Source organism: Streptomyces nanshensis, from assembly GCF_001751255.1.
Lineage (GTDB): Bacteria > Actinomycetota > Actinomycetes > Streptomycetales > Streptomycetaceae > Streptomyces > Streptomyces nanshensis_A.
In genome coordinates this window covers 1-5,184 of record NZ_LJGW01000058.1, presented here as the reverse complement: position 1 = coordinate 5,184, position 5,184 = coordinate 1, and the positions used below count along the sequence as shown (strand labels likewise).

The window sequence follows — 5,184 nt, the reverse complement described above, 5'->3', positions numbered from 1 at the left end:
GGACGGGCCGCGGTCTCCGTCGCCTGGGGCCCGTGGTCCGGCGGCGGCATGGTGGAGCAGCCCGGCGTCGAACGCGAACTGCGTCGCCGCGGCCTGATCCCCCTCGCCGTGGACGCCGCGCTCGCCGCCCTCGACGACGCCGTCACCGCGGGCACCGACCTGGTGGTCGCCGACGTCGTCTGGCCGCGGTTCCTGCCCGCGTTCACCGCCTCCCGGCCCAGTCCGCTGCTGTCCGGGTTCGCGCCCAAGGTGCCGCGGCAGTCCGCGGCGCCGTCCGAGGGCGAACCCCTGGCACAGCGACTGGCGGCACTGCCCGAGAGCGACCGGGGCGCGGCCCTCCTCGACCTCGTACAGGCCACCGTCGCCGGAGTCGTCGGCCACAAGGAAGCCGGCGACATCGCCCCCGACCGGGCGCTGAAGGACCTGGGCTTCGACTCGCTGATGTCCGTCGAACTGCGCAACCGGCTCTCCGAGGTCACCGGTCTTCGGCTGACGGCCACGCTGGTCTTCGACCACCCGACCCCGTCGGCGCTCGCCGAGCATCTGCGCGGCGAGATCGTCGTGGAGGACGCCCGGCCCGGCACCGACTCCGTACTGGACGAATTCGCCCGCGTGGAGAAGGCGGCGCTGTCCGTGTTCACGGCCCCGGCCGTCCGTACCGCCCTGGCCTCCCGGCTCGGCGCGCTCCTCGACCGGCTGGCCGAGACGGACGCACGCCCCGCGTCCGAGACGTCCTCCCTGGAGAGCGCCAGCGCCGACGAGCTGATGCGCTTCCTCGACGGACTCGACGACGTGTGAGTCCGGCCCGCCGCGCCGCCACCCACTCCGCCTCCCCTCGCTCACCCCACTCGATAGGTGCCCTCATGGCCGATGAACAGCAGCTTGTCGGATACCTGCGCAAGGCCACGACGGATCTCCAGAAGGTCCGGACCCGGCTGCGCGAGGTGGAGGAGAAGCACACCGAGCCCATAGCCGTGGTCGGCATGGGCTGCCGCTACCCGGGCGGGGTGACCTCCCCCGAGGATCTGTGGCGGCTGGTGGACGAGGGCCGCGACGAGATCACCGCCTTCCCCGAGGACCGCGGCTGGGACGTCGCCAACCTCTACGACCCGGACCCTGACGCCGTGGGCAAGTCCTACACCCGCGAGGGCGGCTTCCTGACCGGCGTGGACCGCTTCGACGCCGACTTCTTCGGCCTCAGCCCCCGCGAGGCGATGTCGATGGACCCGCAGCAGCGGCTGCTGCTGGAGACCAGTTGGGAGGCGCTGGAGCGGGCCGGCATCGACCCGGCGGCCCGGCGCGGTTCGCGCACCGGTGTCTACACCGGCGTGATGCACCACGACTACGGCACCCGCTTCCAGCAGGCCCCCGACGGCTTCGAGGGCTACCTGGCGGCGGGGAGCGCCCCGAGCATCGCCGCGGGACGCGTGTCCTACCTCTTCGGGTTCGAGGGCCCGGCCGTCACCGTCGACACCGCCTGCTCCTCCTCGCTGGTCTCCCTGCACCTCGCCTGCCAGGCGCTGCGCGGCGACGAGTGCGACATGGCGCTGGCCGGCGGTGTCGCCGTGATGTCCACCCCGCTCTACTTCCAGGAGTACAGCCGCCAGCGGGTGCTCTCCCGGGACGGCCGCTGCCGTTCCTTCTCCGCCGACGGCGACGGCACCGGCTGGTCCGAGGGCGTCGGCGTGCTCGTCGTGGAACGGCTGTCCGACGCACTGCGGCAGGGCCACCCCGTGCTGGCCGTCGTCCGCGGCTCCGCGGTCAACCAGGACGGCGCCTCCAACGGCATGACCGCCCCCAACGGCCCCGCCCAGCAGCGCCTCATCGAGGCCGCCCTGACCAGCGCCCGCGTCCCCGCGTCCGAGGTCGACCTGATCGAGGCGCACGGCACCGGTACCCGCCTGGGCGACCCCATCGAGGCACAGGCGCTGATCGCCACCTACGGCACCAGCCGCACCGCGGACGACCCGATCCACCTCGGCTCGCTCAAGTCCAACATCGGCCATACCCAGGCCGCGGCCGGCGCCGCCGGCATCATCAAGTCCATCCTCGCGATGCGGCACGGCACCATGCCCAGGAGCCTGTACGCGGACACCCCGACCGACGAGGTCGACTGGTCCGCGGGCACCGTCCGGCTGCTGGAGGACGCCCGCCCCTGGGAGCGCGGCGGCCACCCGCGCCGGGCCGCGGTCTCCTCCTTCGGCATGAGCGGCACCAACGCGCACGTGATCCTGGAGGAGTTCACCGGCCGGCGGCCGGACGCGGACGACGCACAGCCGGAGAGCGGCGGCGGGCAGCCGGAGCAGCACGCGGAGCGTCCGGCCGCCGGACCGGTTCCCCTCGTGCTGTCGGGCAGGACGCCGCAGGCGGTGCGCGACCAGGCCGCCGCACTGCGCGGCCACCTGCTGGACCGTCCGGAGCTGCGGCTCGACGACGTCGCCTGGACACTGGCGGGCACCCGTGCCCGCTTCGACCACCGTGCCGCGGTCTGCGGCGACCGCGACCAGCTCCTGTCCGCGCTGTCCGACGTCGAACCGGTCACCGCCGCCCCCGGCGGGGTGTCCCTGATCTTCTCGGGTCAGGGTGCGCAGCGTCCGGGGATGGGGCGTGAACTGGCGGAGCGTTTCCCGGTGTTCGCCGCGGCTTTGGACGAGGTGTGCGCGGTGGTGGATCCGCTGCTGGGCCGCCCGTTGCGTGAGGTGATGTGGGAGGAGCCGGCGGAGGTGCTGGAGCGCACCGAGTACGCCCAGCCCGCGCTCTTCGCTTTCGAACTGGCGCTGGCCCGGCTGTGGCAGTCCTGGGGCGTCACCGTCACCGCCGTCGCGGGGCACTCGGTCGGCGAGATCGCCGCCGCGGTGGTCGCCGGAGTGCTCAGCGCCGAGCACGGCGCACGGATGGCCGTGGCACGCGGCAGGCTGATGCAGGCGCTGCCCGAGGGCGGCGCCATGGCGGCCGTCGCCGCCGACGAGGAGGAGATCCTCCCCACCCTGGACGGCCGGGTGGCGCTCGCCGCGGTCAACGGGCCCGGCGCCGTGGTCGTCTCCGGCGACGAGGACGCCGTCGAGGCGGTCACCGCGCACTGGCGCGAGAAGGGGCGGCGCACCACACGGCTGCGGGTCAGCCACGCCTTCCACTCCCCGCTGATGGACCCCGTGCTCGACGAGTTCGCCGCCGTCGTACGAGAACTCGACTTCCACGAGCCCGCCGTCGGCTTCGCCGCCTCCGCCGCCACCGACGAGCCGGTCAGCGCTCCCGCCTACTGGGTCGACCACATCCGCGCCACCGTCCGCTTCGGCGACGCCCTGGAGAAGCTCCCGGCCGGCGGCGTGCTCGTCGAGACCGGCCCCGACGCCGCACTGACCCCCATGGCGGGAGAGCGCACCGCCCTGGCCTGCTGCCGCCGTGACCGCTCCGAAGCCGGCACCGTGCTCTCGGCGCTCGGCTCCGCGCACGCCCACGGCGCCGCCGTGGACTGGGCCGCCGTACTCCCCGGCCGCACCCAGGTCGACCTGCCCACGTACGCCTTCCAGCGCCGCACCTACTGGCTCGCCGCGCCGCCGCCCTCCGGCGCCGGGATGAACGGCCTGGAGCACCCCGTCCTGTCCGGCGCCGCCGACCTTCCGGGCTCCGGCGGCGTGCTGTTCACGGGACGGCTCTCGCCCTCCGCCGACCCGTGGCTGGCCGACCACGCCGTGTACGACACCGTGCTCTTCCCGGGCACCGGCTTCCTGGAACTCGCCGCGAGCGCCGCCGCCCAGGCCGGCGCAGGAGAGGTCACCGACCTCGTCCTCGAAGCACCGCTCGTCCTGCCCGACGGCGGCGTGGACGTGCAGGTGTGGGTGGCGCCCGACGAGGGCACGGCGGCCCGCGACTTCGTCATCCGCTCCCGCCGCGACGACGGCGGCTGGACCGGTCACGCCACCGGCACCCTGGGCGCCGCCGCGCCGCCGCCCCCCGCCGACTGGGCCGCAGGCGTCTGGCCGCCCGCCGGCGCCGAACCCGTGCCGCTGGACGGCCACTACGACCGGCTCACCGCGCAGGGCTACCGCTACGGACCGGCCTTCCGCGGACTGCGCTCCGTGTGGCGGCTCGACGAGTACGTGTACGCCGAGGTCGCCCTGCCCGAAGGACGGCAGGACGCCCGGTTCGCCTTCCACCCCGCGCTGCTCGACAGCGTCCTGCACGTACTGCCGCTGACCGACGGCTCCTACCGGGACCGGGTCCGGCTGCCGTTCACCTTCGCCCGTGCCGCCGTGCACACGACCGGCGCCGGTGCCCTGCGGGTCCGGCTGCGGATCACCGGCACCGACGTCGACGTCGAGGCGGCCACCACCGACGGCGTCTGCGCGCTCGCGGCCGGCGTGGTACTGCGCGAGGTCGAGCGCGCCCGCATCCGGAACGCGGTCGGCAGCCGCCTGGACTCCTGGCGTCACGAGGTGGTCTGGCAGCCGCTCGCCGAGACGCCCGAGGCCACCGCCGTTCCCGGCTCGTGGCTGGTGCTGGACGCGACCGCCGGCACCTCCTGGCCCGACGGGCTGCTGGAACGGGCCACCACCCTCGGCACGGGCCCCGAGCCCGACCGTGCCGCGCTGGCCGGCGCGATCCCCGCCGGCCCGTACACCGGGGTGCTCGTCCTGACGTCCCGGGCGGAGACCCTGCTCGTCGCGCTCCAGGCGCTCGACGACGCCGGGATCGACGCCCGCACCTGGTGCCTGACCGGAGACCCCCGGCAGGACCCCGACACCGCCGCCGTCTGGGGCCTGGGCCGGGTCGCGGCACTCGAACTCCCGGACCGCTGGGGCGGCCTGATCGGGCTGCCGGACGAGCCTCCACAGGAGGAGACGGTACGCCGCCTCGGCGGCCTGCTCGCCGGCGGCGCCGGCGGACCGGCCGCCGACGACCAGGTCCTCATCGGCCCCGGAGAGGTGCTCGCCCGCAGGCTGACCACCGCTCCGCAGGCCGCACCGCCCGGCGACGACTGGACGCCCACCGGCACCGTCCTGATCACCGGAGGCACCGGAGCGCTGGGCGGACACGTCGCCCGCCGGCTCGCCGCCCACGAGAACTGCTCACTGCTGCTGGTCTCCCGCCGCGGACCCGACGCGCCCGGCGCGGACGAACTGGCCGCCGAACTCACCGCGCTGGGCGCCGACGTGCGCATCACCGCCGCGGACGTCGCCGACC

The 5,184-nt window shown here is 75.2% G+C and carries 1 protein-coding gene and 1 pseudogene; both read left to right on the top strand.

What is annotated here, in order from left to right; translation table 11 throughout:
- Nucleotides 1-798, top strand: a 798-nt coding sequence (locus AN218_RS38690; protein ID WP_216311712.1) for an acyl carrier protein, incomplete at its 5' end; no start/stop codon positions are given.
- Between the two features lie 65 nt (nucleotides 799-863).
- Nucleotides 864-5,184: pseudogene (locus AN218_RS02955) on the top strand (type I polyketide synthase); the annotation flags it as partial.